This is a genomic window from Thalassotalea marina (genome assembly GCF_014656435.1).
GTDB lineage: Bacteria > Pseudomonadota > Gammaproteobacteria > Enterobacterales > Alteromonadaceae > Thalassotalea_C > Thalassotalea_C marina.
Genome location: NZ_BNCK01000005.1, coordinates 299,414 through 321,581, shown reverse-complemented (window position 1 = coordinate 321,581; position 22,168 = coordinate 299,414). Strand labels below are relative to the sequence as shown.

At 40.0% G+C, this 22,168-nt stretch carries 13 protein-coding genes and 1 pseudogene; 6 read left to right on the top strand and 8 right to left on the bottom strand.

Annotated features, from left to right (window positions below; genetic code table 11):
* The first annotated feature begins 37 nt into the window (after nt 1-37).
* The 3 genes from IE199_RS12995 (at nt 38) to IE199_RS12985 (ending at nt 5,962) form a co-directional block, all read left to right on the top strand.
* Nucleotides 38-778, top strand: coding sequence for an EAL domain-containing protein (locus IE199_RS12995; protein WP_189771381.1), 741 nt, complete (start codon nt 38-40; stop codon nt 776-778).
* A 114-nt stretch (nt 779-892) separates the two neighbouring features.
* Nucleotides 893-3,256 (top strand): TonB-dependent receptor, encoded by a 2,364-nt coding sequence (locus tag IE199_RS12990; protein WP_229854703.1) that lies wholly within the window; start codon nt 893-895, stop codon nt 3,254-3,256.
* A gap of 3 nt (nt 3,257-3,259) precedes the next feature.
* Nucleotides 3,260-5,962: a response regulator gene (locus IE199_RS12985; protein ID WP_189771166.1), complete on the top strand. Its 2,703-nt coding sequence runs from the start codon at nt 3,260-3,262 to the stop codon at nt 5,960-5,962.
* 47 nt (nt 5,963-6,009) lie between these two features.
* Here the strand turns inward: IE199_RS12985 and IE199_RS12980 are convergent, their stop codons facing one another.
* Together IE199_RS12980 and purL are read right to left on the bottom strand one after the other, a co-directional pair.
* The gene (locus tag IE199_RS12980) at nt 6,010-7,320 is read right to left on the bottom strand and encodes a M43 family zinc metalloprotease (protein WP_189771164.1); all 1,311 of its coding nucleotides are present in this window, start codon (nt 7,318-7,320) and stop codon (nt 6,010-6,012) included.
* Between the two features lie 259 nt (nt 7,321-7,579).
* On the bottom strand, nt 7,580-11,488 hold the full coding sequence (gene purL / locus IE199_RS12975) for a phosphoribosylformylglycinamidine synthase (protein WP_189771379.1): 3,909 nt from the start codon (nt 11,486-11,488) through the stop codon (nt 7,580-7,582).
* A gap of 176 nt (nt 11,489-11,664) precedes the next feature.
* Between purL and mltF the strand changes: the two genes are divergently transcribed.
* Together mltF and IE199_RS12965 are read left to right on the top strand one after the other, a co-directional pair.
* Nucleotides 11,665-13,137 carry a membrane-bound lytic murein transglycosylase MltF gene (mltF, locus tag IE199_RS12970; protein ID WP_308436241.1) on the top strand — a complete coding sequence of 491 codons (1,473 nt, stop codon included), beginning with the start codon at nt 11,665-11,667 and terminating at the stop codon, nt 13,135-13,137.
* Nucleotides 13,138-13,257: 120 nt separating this feature from the next.
* Complete coding sequence (locus IE199_RS12965; RefSeq protein ID WP_189771160.1) at nt 13,258-13,404, top strand: hypothetical protein; 147 nt, start codon at nt 13,258-13,260, stop codon at nt 13,402-13,404.
* Between the two features lie 73 nt (nt 13,405-13,477).
* Here IE199_RS12965 and IE199_RS12960 read toward each other — a convergent pair.
* From IE199_RS12960 to IE199_RS12945, 4 genes and pseudogenes are all read right to left on the bottom strand, one after another.
* Nucleotides 13,478-13,654: pseudogene (locus IE199_RS12960) on the bottom strand (ACT domain-containing protein); the annotation flags it as partial.
* Between the two features lie 266 nt (nt 13,655-13,920).
* Nucleotides 13,921-14,139, bottom strand: a complete 219-nt coding sequence (locus tag IE199_RS12955; protein WP_189771158.1) for an ACT domain-containing protein — start codon at nt 14,137-14,139, stop codon at nt 13,921-13,923.
* Between the two features lie 14 nt (nt 14,140-14,153).
* Nucleotides 14,154-14,468 carry a DMT family transporter gene (locus IE199_RS12950; protein ID WP_189771156.1) on the bottom strand — a complete coding sequence of 105 codons (315 nt, stop codon included), beginning with the start codon at nt 14,466-14,468 and terminating at the stop codon, nt 14,154-14,156.
* Nucleotides 14,469-14,598: 130 nt separating this feature from the next.
* A complete protein-coding gene (locus IE199_RS12945; protein WP_229854701.1) occupies nt 14,599-15,078 on the bottom strand; it encodes a GNAT family N-acetyltransferase in 480 nt (159 codons plus the stop codon).
* A 130-nt stretch (nt 15,079-15,208) separates the two neighbouring features.
* On the opposite strand from IE199_RS12945, the gene IE199_RS12940 reads away from it, so the two are divergent.
* Nucleotides 15,209-17,947: a M16 family metallopeptidase gene (locus tag IE199_RS12940; RefSeq protein ID WP_189771154.1), complete on the top strand. Its 2,739-nt coding sequence runs from the start codon at nt 15,209-15,211 to the stop codon at nt 17,945-17,947.
* 55 nt (nt 17,948-18,002) lie between these two features.
* On the opposite strand, the gene IE199_RS12935 is transcribed toward IE199_RS12940, so the two are convergent.
* Nucleotides 18,003-19,007, bottom strand: coding sequence for a zinc-binding dehydrogenase (locus IE199_RS12935; protein ID WP_189771152.1), 1,005 nt, complete (start codon nt 19,005-19,007; stop codon nt 18,003-18,005).
* Nucleotides 19,008-19,022: 15 nt separating this feature from the next.
* Nucleotides 19,023-22,163, bottom strand: a complete 3,141-nt coding sequence (locus IE199_RS12930) for an efflux RND transporter permease subunit (protein WP_189771150.1) — start codon at nt 22,161-22,163, stop codon at nt 19,023-19,025.
* Nucleotides 22,164-22,168: the final 5 nt, after the last annotated feature.

Sequence of the window (22,168 nt, the reverse complement as noted above, 5' to 3'; positions counted from 1 at the left end):
GAGTAGGTAGATTAATACAGTTTAAATTATGTTAGAAATGAATATTCACCCATGCAATTGTGCAACGCCACTCGAATTTGACATTAAAATGGCATTTCAACCTATTGTAGATGTTAAATCTAGACAAGTCGTGGCATATGAAGCATTGGTAAGAGGCGTAAATGGCGAAAGTGCTTTTCATGTATTGAGTAAAGTAAATGATGAAAATAAATACAGTTTTGATCAGACCTGTAGAGTTAGAGCAATTGAAACTTTTGCATCGCTAAATTCAAAATGTACGTTGAATATCAACTTTATGCCCCAGGCAATTTACGAGCCCAAAGCATGCTTAGCAAAAACCCTTAGAGCGGCTAAGCGCTGTGGATTACCTATTGCTAATATACACTTTGAAATTACTGAACATGAGCAAGTAGTAAGTCATGACTTTCTCGTCGAAATACTAACAGCATATAAAAAGCAAGGGTTTAAAACTGCTATTGACGACTTTGGCGCAGGATTTTCCGGCCTTAATTTATTAAGTGGCTTCCAACCTGACTACATAAAACTGGATATGTTATTAACACGAAATATCGATAAAAACCCTGCAAAACAAGCAATAATCCATGGAATTTTGATTATGTGTGAACGGTTAAATATTCAACTGTTGGCAGAAGGAATAGAAACTCATGAGGAGTATTTATATTTAAAAAACATAGGAATAGTTTTAATGCAAGGATATTTATTTGCAAAACCTGCCTTGGAAGAACTCCCCGAAATAAAGTGGTCATTGCTTGATTAAAGCTGGTTTGATCCTGCTACATTGAAAAATCGTCAAATAAAACAAAAGTTTTTAAGCAACTCTAATTACTTTGTTTATACTCAATACCAAACAATAAAAATCTTGGAATCAGTGGTGCGGATTTTTACCTTAGGATTATTGGTATTAGCTAATCAAACAGCTGCACAAAATGCGACGCTAGAACGAATAGAAGTCACCGCGCAAAAACGACCACAATCACTCCAGCACGTACCCGTTTCAGTAACGGCACTTTCAAACGCTCAAATCGAACAGTTTTCAATAGAAGATGTACAAAGTATTGCGGCATTTACTCCTAATCTAACTGCTACACGAGCAATTAGTGGTGTAAATAACTACTTTATCAGAGGGGTTGGATTAGATGATTTTAACTTATCTTCTGTACCAGCGATTGGTATTTATCTTGACGATGTCGCTATTCATAACCCCATGTTAGCTAACTTTGTTTTGCATGATGTACAACGTGTTGAAGTATTAAGAGGGCCGCAAAACGCTCTGTACGGTAAAAATACTACGGGGGGCGCGATTCATTTTATTACGACTAAAACACAAAATGAATTTAATAACGGCTATGCAAAACTCAGTGTTGGACAGCTTGGGCAAGCCTTTATAGATGCAGCATCTAATCTGGATTTAAACGAAAACTTTAGTGTCCGGCTATCTGGTTTTAAACATAAAAGAGACGGCGCTGTAAAAAGTATCAATGAAGGTAACCATTCTGAATTTGGCAATATTGATAAACAAGGTATACGAGTTAGTTTAACTGGAAAATTAACTGACAACTGGCAATTAAACATGGCTTTTTATGGTGGGGTACAGCGACAAATTGCCCAAGTAAAAACTGTGTTGTTGGCTAGCGATAATGGTTTGATCAACATTAACAATGCCAATCTCGAGAAAAATAGCTCCGAATTAATTGCTCCGAAGGACAATATAGATGCAATTGGAGGTTTTTTTAAGTTGGGCTACGAAGGTAGCTTTATTAACTTTTCCTCATTAACGGCAATAGAACAAGTTAAATCAGAGCGCATGGACGATTGGGGCGCTCAAGGCAACCCAGCCAGTGTTTATCAAAGTATCACGTATAACAATAGCGATACCTTCTTTATTTCACAAGAATTCCAATGGCAATCAAACTCAAGCGCTGAAATTCAATGGTTGGCAGGTGTTGCTTTTAACCAATCCAGTGGCGATTTGTTACAGATGGCTTATATCGACCCAGCTGGTCCCGGTCGACCAGACGATCAAGTGGCAGATCTTGGAGTCGGACCATTGTTTGATCGTGGAGCATTGGTAAAGGACGACAATACTTCTTATGCCATATACGCTCAGATGGCGTTGCCAATTAACGAACGGTTAAATTTTACAGCGGCATACCGTTGGACACGTCAATTGTTAACACCCAAGGTTCACTCGGTCGGCATGATGATGGACTTAGCTGAGGCACCTTTTCCTTTGGGCACTATGGGGTGGTTTAGCTTAGGTAACCCTGATTTTGATATTTTTACCGATTATGCCGGTTTTAAGGTAGCGCAAAACTTTGTTAACGAATTTGGTGGTTATCCCGCATCTGCTGATATTGATAAATCGTTTAATGAGTGGGGAGGGAAATTAGCCCTTGATTATCAAGTGTCACCTGAACTTTTGTTTTATAGCTCGATCGCTAGAGGGTTTAAAATGGCAGCCGTTAACTCCAACCCTACAACAGCAGCTTACGCTAGCATGTTATCTAGAGTGGTTGAACCTGAATCATTAATAACCTATGAATTAGGTTTTAAGTCTCAGTGGTTAGAGAACTCTGTGCGGATCAATGGCGCGGTTTTTCGAAATGATTGGCATGACTATCAGTTTTATATGGTTTACAACCCTGGAAATCCCACTAATCTTTTTGCGACTCTTGTTAATTTACCCAAAGCGCAATCAACAGGTGCAGAATTAGAGGTTAATTGGATTTTTGATGAAGATTTTAACTTAGTAGTAGGCTTAGGTTGGCTTGACACAAAAGTAACCAATGGTGATCTAAACACTGACGGTGTGCCTGCTAATAGTATTAACGCCTTTCAACAGCAAGTAATCAAAGGTAATGAATTAACTAACTCCCCAGAATGGACTTTTAGTGCTGTGCTAAATAAATCGTATAACTTTCAAGGCAATGAGTTAAATTTAGCACTACACTATAACTTTATAGATGAACATATTCACATTTTGGCAGGTCAACATAGTGCTAGATGGCAATATAACTTTTCTGAACAGGCAACACATATTCTCGGGGCTAGCGCGCGTTTTCATTTTGGCAATCAAGAGCAATACGAGGCAATACTTTGGGGGAAAAACCTGACAAATGAACAATACTGTATGGAGCGTGCCGTTGTTCCGGGAACCGATGCCGAGACTGTACGTGGATGTGTGCAAGGGCAAGGACGTCAAGTTGGCTTTACCTTTATTTATAGATTTGATTAATAAATGAAATTAAACAAGCGTCCTTTAACCTCAAATTCCATAATCATTACTCTTGTTGTATTTATTTTCGGCATAGCCATTACTCATTATTTTTATCACAACAAAAAATCTCAGCAATTATCTGTAGCACAAGCCTCTTTACAGCAAAAAGCCCAGATGCGAGTTAAAGATATTGAAGCGGCTTTTAATCGTTCGTATTTCCAAGTTGCGTCTATTGCAAACTTATTTTCTTCGTCCGAATGGGTGAGTTTTGAAGAATACGTTGGCTTTATCAATAAAGTGTATCCTAGCTTTCCCCAAGGCAGACGGATCTCTGTGTTAAATTACGTCAATGTGAATCAGCTAGATTTGGAATTAGGAAAAATTAAAAATAATCCAGAAGTTCAGTTTAGAGAGTTTGCCATTTTTGACTTTGTTGATCAGAAAAAAGTTTATCCAGCTAGTGCGGCAAATGAACATGTTGTTTTTCCTCAATATACATTTCCCGCTCCGCCTAATGATAATTTTTTAGGGCGTAATATCCGTCCAGATTCACCTATAGGTCCTTTGCTCTACAAAGTGATAGAGTCACACACCCCAATGATCACCGACCTTAGCGCTCCAGTGGGAAACATAACCGACAAACCATTTTTCATTCATATTCACCCAATCGTCAATAACAGTGAGTCAAACACGAATTGGTTAACAGGGCTAATATTATCTAGCCAGTACATCGAAGATATTTTTACTTTGATAGACGCAAATGCAACAACTGATTTGTTTAATTATTATCTCTTTGATAACCAGGGTAATTTGTACAGTTATCCAGACAAAACGTTGACAAAATCCTCAACTAACACATTGCAAGCTAATCCTTTTTTTCAATCACCATTGCAATTAGAAGGAAATCAGTGGCGTATTATTATCGAGCCCAAAACACAACTTAAAACCGACGCAGCGCAATTGTTGTTAGGCTTATATATTACTGGTGGCTTATTGTCATTTGTTGTGGCATTACTGGTATTTCAGTCAATAAGGCAACAAGAGACGTTAAAGGAACAAGTTGCGCTAAAAACATCAGCACTGGAACAAGCAGTGGTTCAATTAGACCAACAAAAGTCACAGCTGAAAAGCCAAAATATTGAATTAGAAAGTGCGGTAGAAAAGGCCAATCAAGCAGCAAGAGTCAAAGCCGAATTTTTGGCTAATATGAGTCATGAAATAAGAACGCCATTAAATGGTATCGTTGGTTTTACTCAGCTGTTGAAAATGACAAATCTGGATCACCAACAAGTTGATCAGCTTAGTAAAATTGAAATATCTGCCAAACATTTAATGACAGTTATCAATGATGTGTTAGATTTTTCAAAAATTGAGTCGGGTAAAATTGAATTAGAAGCTGAGCCGTTTTCAATCTACAACACTATAGACTTTATTCACTCAACATTTGATGACGAAATAAAAGACAAGGGCCTGGGCTTTGAGATCACTTTGGCCAAAAATGTGCACCCTGATCTGATGGGGGATACTGTTCGCGTTAACCAGATATTACTCAATTTGCTATCAAATGCGATTAAGTTTACCAATCAAGGAAAGGTTACTTTAGATATTACGATGCAAGATAGTGAACAAAGCGAAAGCTTATATTTAGTTTTTACTGTGTCTGATACTGGCATTGGCATGTCAGAGAGTGAGTTAACTAGGCTATTTCGTGCATTCACTCAAGCAGATACATCAACCACAAGAAAATATGGTGGAACTGGCTTAGGTCTTTCTATTTGTCACAAACTGTGTCAATTGATGGGTGGCGACGTCAAGGTAACAAGCGAAGAAAACATCGGAAGTGTGTTTACGGCCAAAATTAAATTACAAGTGAACAACAAAGTCATTATAGAAGACGACACGACACTTAAGTTTGAACGGCAAATTAGTGTATTGTTAATTGATGATAATGCCAAAGCATTGGAGATTGTAGAACAACACTTACTTGGATTGGATGCACGTGTTGATAGTTTTGTTAGCCCTAAACAAGCATTAACTCAGATTAAAGGCTCCTCATCTTATGATGTTATTCTAATGGATTGGTGCATGCCAGAAATGGCAGGTGATCAGTTTTTAAATCAATTGAAATCTCAAGGGTTAAATAAAACTCCACCTGTAGTGATTTTATCAGCCTATGACAGGGCACACATTAAACATCAAACCAGCAATTTAGCTATCACAAAGATATTGCGAAAACCATGTGCCATGTCAGAGTTATTTCAAACGCTCTCAATGGCGGTATTTTCAGATGCTAATCAATATTATAGCGCTGAAAAACCGAAAAACTTATCGGGTATTCGAGTGCTTGTGGCAGAAGATAATAGTATCAATCAAGCAATTATTAAAAAAATCCTGATAAACGAGTTAGCGGAAGGTTACTATGTAAATGATGGGCAGGAATGCATAGAACATTTAGATAAAAATCATGATTATGATGTGATTTTAATGGATATTCAGATGCCAATTTTAGATGGTATTCAAGCAACTCACTGGATCAGAAGTCATAAAAACCCAGCAATATCGAGCATTCCAATCATTGCTTTAACGGCAAACGTTTTAAAAGATGATATTGACCATTATTTATCCATTGGTATGAATGCACATATGGCCAAACCGTTAAACGTTGAAAAACTTCGAGAATACATTTTGTTTTATTCGTTACAGTCCAACAAAGTGGGCAGTTAAGCTAGATAGTTTGTTTGAGATTAACTGCCTTAATGCGGGTAACCTGTTTATTCTAAGTTGTTTAAATACAGAGCTTCTAAAGGTCCATTTTCCAGCCAGTTACGCATAATTGATACTTGGCCTTTTGAAAACATTTTCATGGTATTATCTGCATTGTTCATTTGCATAAAGTTGCTGTGACTAATGTTTTTATTCTGACAATTTGAAGCAATATCAGCATCGCAAGGTTGATTTGCATGATTGTTGTCTTTGTGATCTACATCGTTATTTGTATGCCCCATCAGACCCAAAAAATGCCCCAGTTCATGGCTAAGGGTTTTGCCTTCAAAATATGGAAATTCGGTATTGTTAGGTCCAAATGTTTCTTGAGCAACCGTAACGCCAATATAATCGTCAGGTGCAAATGTAGGCACATAAGCCCAACCTAGAGGGGCAACACCTCCGGACATATTACGTCCAGATGACACCCAAATATTAATGTATTTATCATTTTGCCATGGCGCGCTGCCACCTAATTCTGGTCGAGCAAAACTGTAATTTTGATTATCTCCTACACCTTTGTGACCATCTATTCGAATAATGCCTGAATGTGGATTACCGTTTGGATCAGTATCGGCCAAATAAAACTGAATACCAGTATCTCCAACATATTGTTTGGTATCGGCATTAATACTGTTGAGTTCAGAGGTATTTTGCATTCTATAATGCAAATTGGTTTGCGCAATTTGCGCTTTTATTTGTTCATCAGTTACGCCATAAATACCGTTTTCAAAAACATGAACCACAACAGGAATTCGAACACGTGTAATTGGTGCCTCTGGCTCAGGATGCATTGGTGTAAATGCTACATTGATGCGACAATCTCCATGTATTTTACCAGTGTTGTATCGGGTGCCAGTTAATTGGCCATTGCAGCCAAAGACATCGCCAATATCATAATCAGTATGTGGAAAAATATCGGCAAAAGTGGTTTCACCGTGACTTATCTCTGGCTGTTCAACAACAACTTTACCTTGTAAGTCTGCTTTTGTACTGATTAAGTATTGTTTGGCAGTAAACTCAACCGAAACAGTACATTTTTCCGTGACATTTTTAACCTGGTAATTTTGTCCATTTATTTTGCCGTTACACCCTGAAACATTAGCAAGGTTGTAACCTTGCTCAGGTGTTAGTTCAAAGTTGACAGACTCGCCTTTTTTAACGGTAATTTGTGTCGGGATAATAGAACCTTTACCTGATAACGTTGTGTAAAGCGTAATATCATTGCTAGGTGTAGGCTTTGTTTCAGGCGTTTTAGATGAACTGCCACCACAGCCTATTAAAACTAAAGCAGATAAAAACAAAAATCCATTTTTCATGGTTAACTCTTGATGATTTGTATAAGAAAGTTGCGACAGTGACTATATGATTTTTAAAAGAAAAATGGTGTTAATAAATGTAATTAAAGTGTTACGAAAATTGCTCAAGGGAGGAGTAGTCGTGGGGACAGACCACGATTTAAATGTTGTACCTAACTAGCGACGGATTTAATTGTGGTCTGTCCCTAATTATCCTACTGAGTATATTTAGCCAATAAAAAAGCGCTCATTTGAGCGCTTTTTCGACGTTTCTTATGGGCTAACCAATAAACTTACGTGCATTGCGGAACATACGTACCCAAGGTGAATCTTCACCCCAGTTGTCTGGGTGCCATGAGTTAGCAACGGTACGGAATACACGCTCAGGGTGTGGCATCATGATAGTAACACGACCATCGGTAGTGGTTAGTGATGTAATACCATCTGGTGAACCATTCGGGTTAGCAGGATAGGTTTCAGTCACTTCACCATAGTTGTTAACATAACGAAGTGATACAGTGCCTGAATCGTTAGCTGCAGCAATCGCTTGTTCACTAGCAAACTCAGCATGACCTTCACCGTGAGATACAGCGATAGGCATACGAGATCCTTCCATGCCTTTGAAGAAGATTGACGGACTTTCTTGTACTTCAACTAGTGAGAAACGTGCTTCAAAACGCTCTGACTTGTTTTGTACAAAGTGCGGCCAAGCTTCGCTACCTGGGATAATTTCTTTCAGGTTTGATAGCATTTGACAGCCATTACACACACCTAATGAGAAAGTATCTTCACGATGGAAGAAGGTTTTGAACATATCACGTGCTTTAGCGTTGAATAAAATTGATTTTGCCCAACCTTCACCAGCACCTAATACGTCACCGTATGAGAAACCACCACAGGCCACTAAACCGTTGAAGTTAGCTAAGTCAACACGACCTTCTAAAATGTCAGACATATGCACGTCGATAGCTTTAAAGCCTGCGCGGTCAAATGCTGCCGCCATTTCAACATGAGAGTTAACACCTTGCTCACGTAAAATAGCCACTTTAGGGTTGCTGCCTGTTTGAGCGTCTTTTGCAATTAAATCAGCAACAATATCTTCATTGATATCAAAAGTTAACTCAGCGTTTAAACCAGGATCTTCAGTGTCAAATTTCACGTCGTATTCTTGCTGTGCACATTCTGGGTTATCACGAAGCGCTTGCATCTTAAGTGTTGTTTCTGCCCATACGGTACGGAAGTATGTACGTGAGTTTTCTAAGATGGTTTCGCCGTCACGAGTAAAACGAATAGTATCTTCATTATTAACGCGACCGATATCGGTGCAAAGGTCTAAAATACCGTGCTGTGCCAATACCGCATGTACGTGCTCGACATCGCTTTCACGAATTTGAATCACTGCGCCTAATTCTTCGTTAAACAATACGCTGATGTTGTCACCAGAAAGTTTAGATACGTCAATATCAACACCGGTGTGACCAGCAAATGCCATTTCAACCACGGAAGTGAATAAACCACCGTCACTGCGATCGTGATAGGCCAATAGTTTTTCTTCAGCGACTAATGTTTGAATGGCATTGAAGAAATCTTTTAACGTTTCAGCGCTGTCCACGTCAGGTGTTTCAGTACCAAGTTGCTTGTAAACCTGAGCGATACAAGAACCACCTAAACGGTTTTTACCGCCAGATAAATCAATGGCAACTATGCGTGAATCGCCTAAGTCAGTGCGAAGCTGCGGTGTAACTGTCTTACGCACATCTTCAACACGGCCAAATGCTGTGATAACCAATGATAGTGGCGCAGTTACTGCTTTTTCTTCACCGTTTTCTTCCCATTTGGTTTTCATTGACATTGAGTCTTTACCAACAGGAATGGTTAAACCTAATGCCGGACATAGTTCTTCACCAACAGCTTTAACCGCTTCGTAAAGACCAGCATCTTCACCTGGGTGACCTGCCGCAGCCATCCAGTTAGCAGAAAGCTTAATACGGTTTAAATCGCCAATATCAGCAGAAGCGATGTTAGTGAGTGATTCTGCTACAGCTAAACGAGCTGATGCGCCATAGTTTAAAAGGGCTACAGGTGTACGTTCACCCATAGACATAGCTTCACCATGGTATGAGTCTAAAGAAGCTGTGGTTACCGCACAATCAGCAACTGGAACCTGCCAAGGACCAACCATTTGATCACGTGCAACCATACCGGTTACAGAGCGGTCACCAATGGTAATCAGGAAGGTTTTTTCAGCGATAGTTGGCAAGCGTAAAATGCGGTCTGCTGCGTCAGCTAAGTCAACATTGGCTAAATCAAGCGGTGCGCCAGTTTCTTTTCTGCTTTCAACGTCGCGGTGCATTTTAGGTGCTTTACCTAATAATACATCCAATGGTAAGTCGATAGGCTTGTTGTCAAAATGTTCATCAGTTAACGTTAAGTGCTCTTCTTCGGTTGCTTTACCCACCACAGCAAACGGTGCACGTTCACGCTTACAAATTTCTTCAAATAGCGGTAATTGTTCGTCGTTTACCGCTAGTACATAACGCTCTTGTGATTCGTTACACCAGATCTCAAGCGGTGACATGCTGCGCTCGTCATTTGGTACGTTGCGTAGCTCAAAGTTACCACCACGGCCACCGTCTGACACTAATTCAGGGAAGGCATTTGATAAACCACCAGCGCCTACGTCATGGATAAATAAAATTGGGTTGTTGTCACCTAGTTGCCAACAGCGGTCGATAACTTCCTGACAACGACGTTCCATTTCAGGGTTTTCACGTTGAACAGAAGCAAAGTCTAAATCTTCAGCAGATTGCCCTGATGCCATTGACGATGCAGCGCCACCACCTAAACCGATGTTCATTGCCGGGCCACCTAAAACGATTAAGTTAGCACCAACGTTGATTTCACCTTTTTGTACGTGTTCACCGCGGATATTACCTAAACCACCAGCAAGCATGATTGGCTTGTGATAACCACGGATTTCTTCGCCATTGAAAGATTTAACTTGTTCTTCGTAAGTACGGAAGTAACCAAGAATATTTGGACGACCAAATTCGTTGTTAAATGCCGCACCGCCTAATGGGCCTTCAAGCATAATGTCTAATGCTGAAACGATACGGTTTGGCTTACCAAAATCCGTTTCCCAAGGCTGCTCAAAATTAGGAATACGAAGGTTAGATACAGAGAAACCAACTAAGCCAGCTTTTGGTTTAGAGCCAACACCAGTTGCACCTTCGTCACGAATTTCACCACCAGAGCCTGTTGAAGCACCAGGGAAAGGAGAAATAGCAGTAGGGTGGTTATGAGTTTCAACCTTCATCAGAATATGGATATCTTCGTGATTGTAACCATATTCTTTTGTTTCTGGGTTAGGGAAGAAACGACCACCCTCAGAGCCAACCATTACAGCTGCGTTATCTTTATAGGCACTTAAAACAAAGTCTGAGTTTGTTTCGTGGGTATTTTTAATCATTTTAAACAATGATTTTGGCTGAACTTCACCGTCGATAGTCCAGTCAGCATTGAAGATTTTGTGACGACAATGCTCAGAGTTTGCTTGCGCAAACATGTATAATTCGATGTCGTTAGGGTTACGGCCTAATCGGGTGAAGTTTTCAACTAAATAGTCAATTTCATCTTCCGCTAGTGCTAAACCTAACGTTAAGTTTGCTTGTGCTAATGCCGGACGACCACCACCTAATACATCAACCGATGAAAGTTGGCCTGGTTCAGCAGTAGCAAAAAGGCTATGCGCTTGTTCAAATTCGCTAAACACAACGTCCATCATGCGATCGTGAATTAAGCTATTTAATTGCTTTAATTGTTCATCGCTTAAGCTTTCACTTTGTACGTAATACGCTAAACCACGCTCTAAACGAATAACTTTGTTTAAGCCACAGTTGTGTGCAATGTCTGTCGATTTTGAAGACCAAGGTGAAATAGTACCTGGACGAGGCGTCACCAAGTGCAAAGCACCTGTAGGTTCATGCTCTTCAATGGTTGGGCCATAAGTTAAAAGTTTAGCTAACACTTCTGCTTCATTAGCATCAAGCTCAGCAGATAAGTGAGCAAAATGGGTAAATTCTGCATAAATGTCAGTAACAGGAAGGCCTAATTCAGCACACTGATCTAATAACTTTTTAATACGAAAATCAGATAAAGCTGGAGCGCCACGAAGGGTTTGAATCAACATCGCCATATTATGTATTCACCAAGGTTGGATTTATTTAGGAATAAAAATCGCGCGTATTATAGTGGAAAACCAGTTCAAGTGTAAGGAAATTTGCCCCTTTATATTGCCTTGGAGTGAAAAAATACTTTCCCTGAAAAAGAAACCGAGCCACAATGAGGGGTATGAGGGCTTTCCAATTGAAAATATTAGTAAATAAACTGTCGCTACTATGCGTATTTCTTGTCTGTTTGGTCAGCTTTAGTGCCTGTAAACAGACAGAGAATTCACAAGGTTTAGCACGTATCAAAGAACGAGGATTTGTAACCGTTGGTACCTTATATGGTTTAACTAGCTACTATATTGACGCTCAAGGTGAAACAGGTTTTGAATATGAACTGGCAAAAGCATACGCCGACTATTTAGGGGTTAATCTAAAGGTTGTTGCTAGTTACAGCATAGAAGAGTTATTTAACCAGCTAGAATCTGGCAAAGTCGACTTTCTCGCCGCTGGTTTGACCGTCACTGACATACGACAAGCAAAATTTCGCTTTTCACCTGCTTATAATAACATCAGCCAAAAACTCGTTTATAAGCAAGGTAACAAACGACCAAGAACAGCCGAAGACCTAAGTGGAGAATTAGTGGTTACCGCTAATTCTAGCCATGTTGAAACATTAAATAAGTTGAAGCAGCAATCAGCAAAGCTTAATTGGATTGAAACGGCTGACTTAGATAGTGAAGAACTTTTGATCCGTATTCTCGATGGTGAAATTGATTACACCATTATTGACAGTCATACCTTGGCAGTAAGCCGTCGCTACTATCCTGAAATCAGTATAGGTTTTACTATAGAACAAGAGCAACCATTAGCGTGGGCATTGCCGCAGCAAGCAGATGATGCATTATATGGCACATTAATCGAGTTTTTCGGTCAAGTGCATCATGACGGTACTTTGCTGGCGTTAAATGATAAATATTTTGGGCATGTTGAGCGATTTAACTTAGTTGACACCAGAGCCTTTATCCAAGCAATTGAAAGCAAGCTACCAGCTTATCAAGCGTTGTTTGAAAAGTACGCTCAAGATCTCGACTGGCGCTTATTGGCGGCAATAAGTTATCAAGAGTCACATTGGAATCCAAGAGCGCGATCTCACACCGGGGTGCGTGGATTAATGATGTTAACATTACCCACGGCGAAACAAATGGGCGTAAAAAGTCGTTTGGACCCCGAACAAAGTATTCGTGGTGGCGCCAAATATGTGCAACAAATGATTAACCGTATGCCGGATCGAATTCCATCACCAGATCGTATGTGGTTTGCGTTGGCTGCGTACAATGTGGGGTTAGGGCATTTGAATGACGCTAGGAGCATCACCAAAAAACAGGGGGGCGATCCCGACCGCTGGGTTGATGTAAAGCAGCGATTACCATTACTTAAACAAAAAAAATACTACAAAAATACCCGATATGGTTACGCTCGTGGAGATGAGCCGATTAATTATGTGGAAAATATTCGCCGTTACTACGATACTTTAACTTGGATTGACGATAAAAAACGAGTGCAGCAGTTAGAAGATAAGTTAATCGAGCAATCAGAATCGACAATAACCCCTGAACATTCTGAACCCCAAAAAGTGGATGCTGACAAAGCAACTACCTCTGCGCAGTAAAGTGTTGTTTCGCTGGAAATATCACATAAACGTTTACAAAATTCGTTTTTGTTGTCATCAAACTGTCATATATGATAAAGATACTATGCGCAGTTTAACTAGTCTTAATAGGAGATGTGTATGAATAAAGCACGTAGAATGTCGCACGCTACACAAAGAAGGCGTTTAATGGCTCGTCATAAATTAAAAATTCATGGTCGCCGTTTGAATCATTTTATTCAAGAAAATCAAGATCAAAATGCAAACCATGCCAGTAGCTTAAGCTAAAACTTTTGCTACTGACTGGTTATACAATTAAATTTCTTTTCTCAAACTTATCTTTTATCCATATATCAATCCATTAGTTAAACTCATTTAACGCAGTAAGGGCGTTTATTGCGTCTACTGTCGGCACAAAAATATGATCATGATAAAAGCCTGCTATTACATTGGCACTAATGTTGTGTTCTTTGAGCTTGTTAGCGATTGCAGCAGTTAACCCAACGGCATGTAAGCTTGAATGCACAGTTAAGTTAATACCAATTGAAATAAATATTTGACCACTTAGCGAGAGTTAACATGCTCAGAGACAAGGCATTGATTGCAAAGAATGGTTATTCCATTGTTAAAATCAATAACGCAGGATGTGAGCGTGTTAAACTCGCCCTTTGGGAACTCATTAGCACTCTGATAACATCTCTAAATAATCTAACCATAGAATAACTATGCTTAAATTATTTAGCTTGTTCTAAGCACGCTAATGAAGTTCTAAGTTGAGCAAATATTTAATTCAATTGGTATAAATCAACTAAAAGTCGATTTGTGATCAAATTGGTATTCTTTTGCCTTGTCTTCAGGGATCACTAAGGTTAATCCTTCTTGCTCTTGAAACATCGCAATAGGCTCAAGTTCAATACCATCACCATACTTGCCGTCTGCAAAGGTAACAAATACGTATTGCTTCTGTTGCAACGTTGGCGTCATAGTGCTCAGTAAGGTGGTTAAGTCTGTCAGTCCAGTCATGTGATTTTCCTATTTTATTGAGTTGTTTTAAGGCCCAAAATGCCGATAAAAATCAGAGATAAAAATACCAGTTGCATTGGTGATATGGTGGAACCTTCAGTGATAAAATTAATGAGAAACACTGAACTTACGCCGATTGAAAGCCAAATCAGGTAGGCTGTTGCTAAGGGAATTTTTGCCAAAGACAGGGCAAAGAGAAACAGGCTTATTGCCATTGAAAGTACGGCAAGTAGCGTAAAAGGTAATTTGCTAAAAGACTCAGACTTTTCTAGAGAAACCAACCAAATAGCTTCGAAAAAGCCCGCAATAATGAGGTAAACCCAAGACATATATCACTCCACATTGGGGCCGTCCCCTTTTGAGTAGAGCGGTGAGGTCGTCCTCACTTCTGAGTTAATTGTCAGCGCAAGATATACAAGTTTTAGTGTTTTGTAAATCGTTAAATTTGTGTGTTAAAGATCAACAAGCTTTAATCATATAAAGACAATCTGGCAAGCCAATATCACCAGGGTATTCACTTAAGACAAAACCAAATTTTTGGTAAGCCTTTATAGCGGAAATATTGTCTTTTAGTACAAAAAGCGACAATTGAGCAAGGTTCAATTTTGCAATACCTTTAGTGGAGAGCTGTTCAAGTAAAATACGCGCAATGCCTTTACCACGCATATTGGGTGCTACCACTAAGCGACCCAAGTGACATCGGTTCAGTCGCTGATAAAACTGGCCAAATGCGACTATTTTATTGTCTTCGGTTTTAAGGGTAAAAGAGTTTAGCTCAGCAAGTTTTAGATCTTGAATAAAGGTTGATGGCGTAAATGGGTATCTAAAATTTGGACCGCTCCATTTTAACAATGATACTTCATCGTTAAACCAATTCATGATTTGTCCAATATCATTTTCTGTCGTTTCAACAAGTTGCACGTTTTTATCAAGATCCATTGTTACATCGCTTATTTGCCTGACATTATTGTTCACAATTTTATTATAGATAAATAGCTCAAACTGATTAACAAGTTATTAACTGTTTGCTACATTTAACGTCCAATCATAATAAAAAAAGGAAAGTTGGATGTTAAAAAAATGGTTTAAGCCATCGCAAGTCGCGATAGCAGCATCAATATGTTTTACCACTTTAACACCTGCGGCATTTGCCGACCAAATAAAAAAAGTGACAGAGGTAGAAGGCATTACGGAATATCGTTTAGATAACGGTTTGCAAGTTTTGTTATTCCCTGACCCAACTAAAGAAACTGTAACGGTTAACGTGACCTATCATGTGGGTTCTAAACATGAAAATTACGGCGAAACTGGTATGGCGCACTTACTTGAACACTTAGTGTTTAAAGGCACGCCAAAACACAAAGATATTCCAGCTGAACTTAGTTCTCATGGTGCACGTCCAAATGGTACAACCTGGACAGACCGCACCAATTATTTTGAAACTTTTGCAGCAACAGAAGAAAACATTGACTGGGCACTGAGCATGGAATCTGATCGTATGGTCAATTCTTTTATTGCTAAGAAAGACCTAGACAGTGAAATGACCGTTGTTCGTAACGAATTTGAAAGTGGTGAAAACAGCCCATTTCGAATTACCATTCAACGTATGTTAGCTGCGGCGTTTGAGTGGCATAACTACGGAAAAACAACAATTGGCGCTAAATCAGATTTAGAGAATGTACCAATTGATCGTCTACAGGCTTTTTACCGCAAGTATTATCAACCAGATAACGCTACCTTGATTGTCGCTGGTAAGTTTGACAGCAAGCAATTGATGAAAAAAATTCAAGCAACATTTGGCCAAATTCCAAAACCAGAACGTGTAATTCAACCATTGTATACGCAAGAGCCTGCGCAAGATGGCGAGCGCAGTGTAACGATTCGTCGTGTTGGTGATGCGCAAATGATTGGTACGGTTTATCACGTTCCAGCAGGCTCACACGAAGATTTTGCTGCGCTAAATGTATTAAATGAAATTATTTCAGCACAAGCGACGGGCCGTTTACACAAAGCACTTGTTGAGAAAAAATTAGCAAGTAATGCTTTTGGTTTTAACTTCCAATGGGCTGAACCAAGTGTTGCAATTTTCATGGCAGAAGTTGATAAGGCCGGTGATATTGCTAAAACAGAACAAGCTATGGTTGAAGCCTTGGAAAACATCAAATCTAACCCAGTTTCTGCTGATGAAGTTGAAAAAGCAAAACGTACCTTAATGAAAGCACAAAAGCTTGCCTTTAACTCTTCAGAGCGTGTAGCAATGGAGTTAAGTGAGTGGTTAGGTATGGGCGATTGGCGTTTAATTTTCTTAAACCGAGATCGTATGGAGCAAGTTTCTACTGAAGACGTACAGCGTGTTGCAGAAAAATATTTAACACGTAATAACCGTACACTTGGTAAATTTATTCCAGCTGAAAAACCAGAGCGTGTTGAAATACCACAAGTGGCTAATGTCACTGATATGGTCAAAGACTACAAAGGGCGCAAAGCGGTTGCTCAAGGTGAAGCCTTTGACCCTTCTCATGACAATATCACTGCTAGAACCTCAACCAGCAAACTTGATAATGGTGTTAAGCTAGCCTTATTACCTAAGAAAACTCGTGGTGAATCGGTTGTTGCCCGTATTTCTCTTCAAATGGGTGATTTACTTTCTTTACAAGGCCAAGATGCAGTAGGTGATGTAACAGGAAGCATGTTGATGCGTGGTACAGAAAACTATACACGTGAGCAACTAAAAGAAGCCTTTGATAAACTAGAAGCGCAAGTTTCTATCGGTGGTGGTGCAACGGGCGCTTATGTGTCAGTGAATACCACGCGTGCCAACTTAAATGACACGTTAAAACTTGTTGCTGAAGTACTGCAAAAACCAGCTTTTGATGAAAAAGAGTTCGATTTATACATCACAGAGCAAAAAGTTGCATTAGAGCAAACACTACAAGATCCACAAGCGTTAGCCTTTAATGCCTTTAGTCGTCATCAAAGTCCGTTTCCAAAAGGCCATCCTAACTATGTTGGTACAATCGAAGAGCAACTGGCTGCTTTAGGCGCGGTGACCTTGGACGATGTAAAACGTTTCCATAAAGACTTTTATGGTGCAAGTGAAATGCAAATCACTGTTGTTGGTGACTTTGATAAAGCACAAACGACTAAAACATTAGATGAAATTACCGCAAATTGGCAGAGTAAAAACAAATATGCTCGCATCGATTCGCCGTATAAAAAGTTATCTAATGAAGCGATTACCTTCAACACGCCTGATAAAGAAAATGCGACTTTTGTTGCGTCACTTAGTATTCCTGTCGGGCAAGACCACCCAGATGCACCCGCATTAACTATGGGTAACTACATGTTAGGTGGTGGTTTCCTAAACAGTCGTTTAGCAACAAGATTACGCCAACAAGACGGCTTAAGTTATGGCGCAGGTTCATTCTTAAATATCAGTGCATTTGACGAAAGAGCTTCATTAGGTGCGTACGCTATTTGTGCTCCACAAAACTTAGCCAAAGTGGAAGTAGGCTTTAAAGAAGAAATCGCTCGTATGCTAAAAGATGGCTTTACTGCTGAAGAAGTTGCAGCGGCTAAATCTGGTTTATTGCAAGGTCGTAAAGTGAGCCGTTCTCAAGATCGTGAATTAGCAAGTGATCTAAATACTAATTTACGCCTTGACCGCACGATGGAACACAGCAAGCAATACGAGAAAGCCATTGCTGAGCTAAGCGCAGAAGATATTAATAAAGTAATGCGCAAGTACATTAGCGTTGATGCTTTTGCGATTATTCAAGCTGGTGACATGAGTAAAGTAGAGAAATAACAAAACATCACTTATGTGATATAAACAAAAACGGAAAGCTTTGCTTTCCGTTTTTTTATGCTGAAATTGCCACGACTTGTTTAACAAACAAATCTCCTTGTTGCTGTTTTTGCAAGGCTTCAGTAACCTGTTGTGCATTAAACGCGATAGCTTGTACCTCAGGCAAACAAAGATGCTTATTTTTCACCTGCTCTAATAATAAACTCATTTTTAAGCCTAATTTGTGTTGAGCACAAATGTCATTGGATAACCAAGCACCAGCCAATGATATGTAATGCAAAGAAGGTGATTTGGCTTGTAAAGTGGCACTGTCTAATTGAGGAAACTGTGCCAAACACGCTACATTGCCGTTAAATTTTAATAGTGCAATATCGCGTTTGATCGTGTCACCGCCAACAGAATCAATAATATGATCAAACCGTTCATGACCAAGATCTAACTTTATTTGCTCAAGCAAATCTTTCTTATTGCTATCGTAAATATAATCAGCGCCCAGCTTCTTTAAATAACTATGATGTGTTTTGTCTGCTGTGGTAAATACCGTCAAGTTATATTCTTTGGCGATTTGAATCGCTAATTGACTAACAGCACAACCACCTTGCTCAATTAAAATTTTATCACCAGATTGCACGGCTAAAGTACAAAGAGTAAACGCTGCGGTTAAACCAGCGCAAGGCAAACAGGCAGCAATATGAGCTGGAATTTCATCGGGTATTTGTGCAACCGCTTGTGACTCGATAACGGCGTATTCTGCTAAAGCTCCAGGTTTTAACAAATTGCCGTGCCACATGACACGCTGTCCAAGTAGTGGAGAATGTCCACAACCACAAGAAACCACAGTGCCTACTCCATCTAATAATGGAATGTGAGGGTAATGCCATTGCTCACACCCTGTAGAGGCTAAATGAGCATCTACAGGATTTATTGCTGCGTATTCAACCTTTATTAGCAATTGTTGTTCATTAATTTCAGGTATCGGCAGTGTGGTGTTAGACAAAGCAAAATCGTTTTTTGCTTCGTCTAATACAATAGCTTTCATGGTTTCAGGTATGGTGAACATATTTTCCTCACAGCGTCAGCTAGTTTTGTTATTGTTCTTTTTTGTTACTAGCATGTAGAACACAGGCGTGAATAGTAACCCAAATACAGTGACGCCTATCATACCAGAAAATACTGCAATGCCCATGGCATGACGCATTTCAGCGCCAGCGCCGCTGGCCAATACTAATGGAATAACACCGGCGGTAAATGCGATAGACGTCATCAAAATAGGGCGTAGTCGTAATCGACAAGCTTCAATGATAGACGATAAAGCAGATTGACCTGTGTCTTGTATTTCTTTGGCAAACTCAACCATCAATATCGCATTTTTACAAGCCAAGGCAACTAAAACAATGAGTGCAATTTGGGTAAATATATTGTTATCACCACCCACTAAGGCAACACCAACTAGTGCTGAAAATATGGTCATAGGAACAATTAAAATAATGGCCAGCGGTAATCTTAAACTCTCGTATTGTGCAGCCAACACGATGAAAACTAAGATGACAACCAGAGGGAAGATGTACACCATAGTATTACCGGCAAGGATCTGCTGATAGGTTACTTCTGTCCATTCGTAAGCCATACCTTTGCTTAACGTAGTCGCCAGGACTTGTTCGATGGCATGTTGCGCTTGATCAGAGCTAAACCCTGGCGCAGGGCTGCCGTTTAGTTCAGCACTTGGATAGCCATTGTAATGCATAACACGGTCTGGGCCTGTGGTTGGTGTAACTTGAACAACTGCACCTAGAGGTATCATTTGCCCTGAAGCATTACGCACTTTTAAATTCAGAATTTGCTGAGGGTCAATACGATAGTTTGCATCGGCTTGTGCATTAACTTGATAAGTGCGGCCAAACAAATTGAAATCGTTGACATACATTGAGCCTAAATAGACTTGTAATGAATCAAAAATATGCTCAAGAGGGATGCCTAAAATAAGCGCTTGTTCTCGATCGACTTCTATGTCCATTTGAGGCACTTGAATACGAAACGTCGAGTACAGCCCCATCAGTTCTGGACGTTTTCTTCCTTCGTTGATCACCGTTTGCAAGCTGGCAAATAACGCTTCAAAACCTTGGTTACTGCGATCTTCAATTTGCAGTTTAAAACCACCCGTTGAACCTAAACCTTGAATAGGAGGAGGTGGAAAAATAGCGACAAAGGCTTCGTCAATGACGGAGAACTTTTGATTGAGCTGTGCAACGATGCTACCTGCTGATAACTGTGGATCATTTCGTTGCTTAAAGTCTTTTAATGCAACAAATACAATGCCACTATTAGGGCTATTAGTAAAACCGTTGACTGATAAACCAGGGAATGAAACGGTGTTTTCAACGCCTTCGGTGTTGAGCGCAATTTGCTCCATCTCGCGAATAACTTCTTCAGTTCGGTTTAAACTAGCAGCATCCGGTAATTGAGCAATGGCGACCAAATATTGTTTGTCTTGTTGAGGAATAAATCCTCCCGGTACTGCATTAAACAAAGCACCTGTACCGCCGACTAATGCAAGATACAGCACCGTGACTAACACACTAAAACGAATAAGTTTTTTCACTATTGCCTCATATGCATTCGACCCGCGATCAAACAGTTTATTAAATGGAGTAAACACGACACGGCTTAAGCTTTTATCTAATGCTTTGGTTAGCCAATCAGGTTTTTCATCTTTTCCTTTTAACAATAATGCCGATAGTGCAGGAGACAAGGTTAAAGAGTTGATGGCAGAAATAATGGTAGATATGGTGATGGTTAGTGCAAATTGCTTATAAAATTGCCCCGACAAACCAGTGATAAATGCGGTGGGGATAAAAACGGCACACAATACTAAGGCAATCGCAATGATAGGTCCTGTCACTTCTGACATCGCTTTTTTAGTTGCTTCTAGCGGTGTTAAACCTTGGTGAATATTACGCTCTACATTTTCAACAACGACAATGGCGTCATCAACGACGATACCTATGGCAAGCACGAGCCCAAACAGTGACAAGGTATTAATTGAAACGCCTAACCAATGCATGATGGCAAATGTACCAATGAGCGAAACAGGCACGGCTATCAGTGGAATAATAGATGCGCGCCAGGTTTGTAAAAACAAAATAACAACGATCACCACCAGCACAATAGCCTCTAACAAGGTGGTGATAACGGCATCGATCGAGCCTCGCACAAAAACGGTCGGGTCATAAGCTATTTTGTAAGTAACACCTTTGGGAAAATCAGCTGATAGTGTTTTCATCGTGGCGCGTACTTGGTCTGAAAGCTCTATAGCATTAGATCCAGGCCTTTGGAAAATAGGCATAGCAACTGCGGGTTTACCACTAATCAGTGCTCTTAAGGCATAATTGTTTTGACCTAGTTCCACTCGGGCGATGTCTTGTAGGCGTGTAACTTCACCTTGTTCGCCAACCTTGATCACTATGTTATTAAATTCTTCAATTGAGCTTAAACGACCTTTAACATTAAGCAGAATTTGAAACTCGCTATTGATATCACTTGGTTGCGCACCTAATGAACCAGCAGCAACCTGGCGGTTTTGAGCCCGAATTGCTTGAACTACATCCATTGCTGTTAATTGGCGAGCGGCGATGGCGTCAGGGTTAAGCCAAACACGCATTGAATATTCACCACCACCAAATAACTGCACGTCACCCACACCGCCTAATCGGGCGATTTGGTCTTTAATGTACAAACTGGCGTAGTTAGACAAATAACTAATTTCTCTTGATTCATCAGGTGAATAAAGGTGTACCACCATGGTTAAGTCTGGCGATGCTTTTTGAGCGACGACACCTAATCTTTGAACCGTTTGTGGAAGTCTAGGCAAGGCACTATTAACTCGGTTTTGCACTTGTACTTGTGCTTTATCTAAGTCAGTGCCTAAAGCAAATGTAACGGTTAGCGTCATGCGGCCATCGCTGGTTGCTTGTGAAAACATGTATAACATGTTTTCTGTACCGTTGATTTCCTGCTCTAGCGGTGTAGATACCGTTTCAGCAATAACCTTAGGGTTGGCGCCTGGGTAACTTGCCGTTACAACCACCGTTGGCGGAACAACTTCTGGATATTCGCTAATAGGCAGTTGAAATAATGAAATTGCGCCACCGATTAAAATGATCAACGACAACATTGACGCAAAAATAGGGCGTTGAATAAAAAAATGAGAAAAATTCATGATGA